5 protein-coding genes are annotated in these 4,765 nt (G+C 39.3%); 2 read left to right on the top strand and 3 right to left on the bottom strand.

Features of this window, described 5'->3' with window-relative positions:
• The first annotated feature begins 4 nt into the window (after nt 1–4).
• Nucleotides 5–1,255: an ATP-binding protein gene (locus O3C63_09460; GenBank protein ID MDA0773149.1), complete on the top strand. Its 1,251-nt coding sequence runs from the start codon at nt 5–7 to the stop codon at nt 1,253–1,255.
• A gap of 89 nt (nt 1,256–1,344) precedes the next feature.
• On the opposite strand, the gene O3C63_09455 is transcribed toward O3C63_09460, so the two are convergent.
• The 3 genes from O3C63_09455 to rplK all read right to left on the bottom strand — a co-directional run bounded on the left by O3C63_09455 (nt 1,345) and on the right by rplK (nt 3,701).
• Nucleotides 1,345–2,391: an NIF family HAD-type phosphatase gene (locus O3C63_09455; GenBank protein MDA0773148.1), complete on the bottom strand. Its 1,047-nt coding sequence runs from the start codon at nt 2,389–2,391 to the stop codon at nt 1,345–1,347.
• 102 nt (nt 2,392–2,493) lie between these two features.
• Nucleotides 2,494–3,207 (bottom strand): 50S ribosomal protein L1, encoded by a 714-nt coding sequence (rplA, locus tag O3C63_09450; GenBank protein MDA0773147.1) that lies wholly within the window; start codon nt 3,205–3,207, stop codon nt 2,494–2,496.
• Between the two features lie 62 nt (nt 3,208–3,269).
• Nucleotides 3,270–3,701: a 50S ribosomal protein L11 gene (gene rplK, locus O3C63_09445; protein MDA0773146.1), complete on the bottom strand. Its 432-nt coding sequence runs from the start codon at nt 3,699–3,701 to the stop codon at nt 3,270–3,272.
• Between the two features lie 40 nt (nt 3,702–3,741).
• Between rplK and nadC the strand changes: the two genes are divergently transcribed.
• Nucleotides 3,742–4,608, top strand: coding sequence for a carboxylating nicotinate-nucleotide diphosphorylase (gene nadC / locus O3C63_09440; protein ID MDA0773145.1), 867 nt, complete (start codon nt 3,742–3,744; stop codon nt 4,606–4,608).
• Nucleotides 4,609–4,765 lie beyond the last annotated feature (157 nt).

Here is a 4,765-nt window from a genome sequence, read left to right as displayed (position 1 = left end):
TTAGTTGTTAGTTAAAAGAGCTGTTTTAGCCAAACTCACTCAGTCTCTTGATCGCAAAGAGATTTATATTCTCCTTGGCGCAAGGCAAGTTGGCAAGTCTACTTTGATGACGACGCTCGCCAAGCAAACCGGACAAAGTTATCGTTTTTTGAATCTAGAAGACCCAAGAGATCTTGCTGTCTTTAATGATGGCTACACTAGTTTCATTAAAGAAGTCAAAGAAGATTTGATTTTTATAGATGAGTTTCACTACTACCCAAATATCACCTCTGTCTTTAAAGCTCTATATGATCTCAACCCAGAGAAAAAAATCTACGCATCAGGATCTTCAAGTCTTGAAATTCATAAACACCTGCAAGAATCGCTTGCTGGCAGAAATATCAATCTCAAAATCTATCCGCTTTCTTTTAATGAGTATCTAGAACGGTTTGGTTTGATGTTACCAGAGATAGAAGAACATATTGAAATCAAACAACGAGATGAACTTAAAAACAAGCTTGAAGACTTCATTCGTTACGGAGCAATGCCTGGACTCATTGAGCTTCAAGATCAAGATGATTTTGAATTAGTAGCAAGCGAGAAGCTCTACAGTATCTATCAAACCTATATCTCTAAAGACATCAAGACCTTCCTCAAAGACGAGTCTATAATCAATTTCAACAAACTAATAGAATATTTTGCAATTAATGATACGCAAATGCTCTCTATTGGCTCTGTTGCAAACAAGCTCAAGCTCCCAGAAAGCCAAATACGCAAACAGCTTGAGGTGATGACCGAGACTTATACTCTCAATTTGCTCAAACCATTTTTTAAAAACAAAAACAAAGAAATCTCCAAAAGCCCCAAAGCATATTTTTATGACCAAGGTATAGCAAATGCTATCTTGCAAGACTTCAAGATTTTGAATAAGCGTAATGAACAAAGTCAAGGTGCTCTGCTAGAAAGTTTTGTTTATTGGGAATTAATCAAATCAATTGATGTCAGGTTCAAACTTAATTACTGGCGCAGCTATGACGAGCAAGAAGTTGATTTCATCTTGCAAAAAGACGGTGAGATCTTACCAATTGAAGTAAAGAAAGATACTGACAAGATACCAAGCGGGCTCAAAGCCTTTATTAGAGACTATCCTCAAACCAAGCAGGCTGTAGTCTTGACTCTCGAAGGAGAAGATATGGTGGATATCAAATATAAGGATACTGTGGTGAGGTTTTTTAACGTGGTTAAGGCTGGGAAGTTAAAGAGTCTTCTTTACTAAAATTCCTATCAAGCTTTAGATGCTGGATATGTGGATGATACCCAGACTTTGTGGATGTTTTAACGACAAGCTTCAGGTATAGTAAACCATTAGTTCTTAACTTCCTTCCCTGTAGTGAGCTTATACTGCTCTCTCCAGCCCCTATCAACAGCGGCTTTGATGTTTGTTACCCATTGATAATTACCATCAGCATCTTTTGGTTCCGGTGCTAGTGCAAGGAAACAATGCGGCTTCTTGCCTTCTTGATAAACCACATTGGGGCTAATCACAGCAAAGTCACCTGAGGCTACTGAGTCTCTATAAGCGCGTCCCCAATAATTATGCTGCGCATCTGCGTCGCCTGTTTTCATTTCAGCATAGTTATCAATCAAAATATGTGATGGCGGAAAACCATTGAGGCTGTTGTTGCCAGACTCATTTAATAAATCAATAGCGTTTGGTGGGTACTTACCAGCAACCCCGCGACCTTCTTCAAACCAAACTGGCCTACCACTAAAGATCGAAGCAAACTTCTTGAAGCAATACTTAGGACAACGTACAAAAAGCCCATGAAAAAAATTCTTGGTTCTGTCAAGGAAACCTAAATTATCAGGGTGTTTCGGAGATTTAACAAAATCCTGATTGGCTTTATTGATCAAATCACCGCGTGATAAAAATCCAGCACTATATTTTTTAAGAGCCTGCTCTGATTCAATAAGATCATTTAGATATGGTCTCAAATCACGAGAGCAAAGAATAATCTTGTGCCCGCTTTCATAAAGATCCTTGAGCAGTTCTTCAGCGCCAGGTCTAAGCACATAGTAGTGCCCCAGCTTTGTTTGCTTGATAGTGTAGCCTTCTTTTTCAATTTGCTTGCGTACTTTGGCTTTGCGCAAATCTCTTTTATAGATATCACCAAACAATAAAGTCTCATCAACATCAATAACCAATGTTTGATTTTCAGGATCGCCCTTGTAAGGAATTTCTGCTTTGTGAAGACCATCATTATCAGCATTTCTTTCAGCCCGAACTGCCGCACTCGCTTTAACTTTGCTATCTTCAGCAGAATTTAAGCGCTTCGCCGCAGTTGCTTGCGAGCTAGTGGCCGAGCTTGCAGGCTCAACTTGTTTTTTGTTAAATATGTTTCCAAGTCCCATCTTGGGTTATCCAGTCTTAGCTAAGTTAAGACCAGATAAGCAGAATTATAGCAATACGCAATACAAAATGCAAGTTGGTTAATATGGGCTGGGTTAACGATCCTAGGCTGCTAGAACTGCATCTGCACTAAGTTCAAAGCTAGGTCCTTGCGTTGAAGCAATATGGATTGATTTGAAATAAGTACCCTTAGATGAGCTAGGTTTATTTTTTTGTATTTCTTGGATAGCAGCTTGAAGGTTTTTGATTAAATCTTCATCAGAAAAACTAGACTTGCCAAATGGCATATGAACCACTGCGCCTGTCTTCTCAGCACGGAAAGTTACCTTACCAGCTTGAAGCTCTTTAACAGCTTTGGCTACATCAGCAGTAACAGTACCGTCTTTAGGGTTAGGCATCAAACCTCTTGGTCCAAGTACTCTACCTAATTTACCAAGTAAAGGCATACAATCAGGAGCGGCAACCAAGACATCAAAGTCCATCCAGCCCTCTTCCATTCTTTTAACAAGCTCTTCAGTGCCAGCTTCAATAGCACCAGCAGCTTTAGCTTCTTGTACTTTCTCACCCTTGGCGATAACAGCTACTCTAACTGTTTTACCAGTACCAGCAGGAAGAGAAACAGATGCTCTCACTTGCTGATCATTCGCTTTGGTATCAACGCCTAATTTGGCTGAAAGTTCAAATGTTTGATTTGCTTTTGATCCTGTCTCTGAAATAAACTTCTTAAGTTCAGTGATCGCTGTTTTGGGATCTACTTGACCTCTAAACTGCTCTCTGAGCTCATTTATCTTCTTACGTCTCTTACTTAATTTAGCCATATTCTCCTACCTTTTGTTTTGTTTAAGTAGTTCTAACGAACCGCTTAGGCTGTTTTGTTTGGTTATGCTACTAATTCAGCAATAACTCCCATACTTCTTGCAGTACCTGCAATAATTTTCTTCGCTGCATGAATGTCATTAGCATTCAAGTCAGGCATCTTAGTTTCAGCAACTTCTGCAAGTTGTTGATCGCTGATTTTGCCAACTTTGTTCAAATGAGGAATAGCTGATCCTTTCTTAATGTTGATCTTTTTCTTGATCAAAACCGCTGCAGGCGGCTGCTTAAGAATAAAAGTAAACGATCTATCTTCATAAACCGAAATCAAAACTGGGATTATATAACCCATCTTGTCTTTAGTAGCTTCATTGTAAGCCTTGCAAAACTCCATGATATTAACACCATGTTGTCCAAGCGCCGGGCCAACGGGTGGTGCCGGATTTGCTTTGCCAGCCTCAAGCTGAAGATTGATATAACCTGTTATTTTCTTTGCCATATGTTTAGCTCCTAGAGCAAGCTATGATTATAGCAAGCCAATGGAAGACGCTATACATAAAGAAAAAATAAACTTGGTGCATTCCATCATCAAACTCGCTTTAGCAGAAGATCTAGAGCCAAATGGCGATATTAGCGCCCCCTGCTTAACTAGTAAAACAGCCAAAGCCCAGATTATCGCCAAAGAGCCGGGCGTCATGGCTTGCTCCTGGCTAGTGGAAGCGGTGCTGAGACAATATGACCCCAATACTACTTTTAATATCATTTCTAATTGCCAAGACTCACTGTCTTTTGAAGCAGGTCAAATTCTATTTACAATTGAAGCTAATAGTCGCAACATAGTCGCAACCGAAAGAACCATACTCAATTTTTTGCAAAGACTCTGCGGCATCGCTACTTACACCAATAAATTAGTGAAGCTCATCCAAGACTACCCAGTCAAATTATTAGACACCCGCAAAACTATGCCAGGAATGCGAGTACTAGAAAAAGCAGCGTTTAAGTATGGCGGCGGCACTAATCACAGATTCAATCTTAGTGATATGGTCATGCTCAAAGAAAATCATCTTGCCTGTATTGAGGATTTATCCGAGGTGATTTCCAAATTCAAAAACGAAGCTATGAAAATCGAAGTTGAAATCAACAAAGACAATCTTGCTAAATTAGAACTTGCCATTCAAGCAGGTGTCGATCAAATCATGCTCGACAATTTCTCGCCGGCAGAGATTAAAGAATTGAAAAACAAGATTGCTCTATTGCCTATGCCCCAGCCTAAATTAGAAGCTAGCGGCGGCATCAATGAATCCAACCTAGTTGACTACGCAAAGACAGGCGTTGACTATATTTCAACTAGCATAAGTTTTACTAAGGCTAACAATATAGATTTATCCCTAATTATTACGGATTAATGACATCATTTCTTGAAATCTCAAGCCATGCATTAACTTGCTGATCATAAATCAAAGTCAAAGTATCATTAGCTCCAATCATAAATTTAACAGCTGAATTTAATATGATGTCCGTCGTATCAGGATCAGTATCAACTTCATGGTCAATCACAACAAT

This window comes from Cyanobacteriota bacterium, assembly GCA_027618255.1.
In the GTDB taxonomy this organism is placed as follows: Bacteria; Cyanobacteriota; Vampirovibrionia; order LMEP-6097; family LMEP-6097; genus JABHOV01.
Note: the sequence above shows the minus strand (reverse complement) of the source record. Positions and strands in the feature narration are given on the sequence as shown.